1 protein-coding gene is annotated in these 214 nt (G+C 43.9%); it reads right to left on the reverse strand.

The annotated features are described in order from the left end of the window. Positions 1 to 214: hypothetical protein (locus HJV72_RS19375; RefSeq protein WP_208073508.1), on the reverse strand; the 214-nt coding region annotated here is incomplete at both ends.

Here is a 214-nt window from a genome sequence, read left to right on the forward strand (position 1 = left end):
TACTTCATCCGGGTCAATCTCCAAACCATAGGTCACAACATTGCCGCTGTCATCCCTGACTGTCATCTTTTCAACCAGTTTTTCAAAATCTTCGGGACTCTTAATATTAAGCTCCTCCTCTGTAACACCGTTCTGCTCAGCGATATCTTTTCTGTAGAAAACGGTTCTGTTGGACGGTTTGAATAAAGCATAGTAATCACCGTCGCGCTGACAG

Source organism: Extibacter sp. GGCC_0201, from assembly GCF_017566055.1.
GTDB lineage: Bacteria > Bacillota > Clostridia > Lachnospirales > Lachnospiraceae > Extibacter.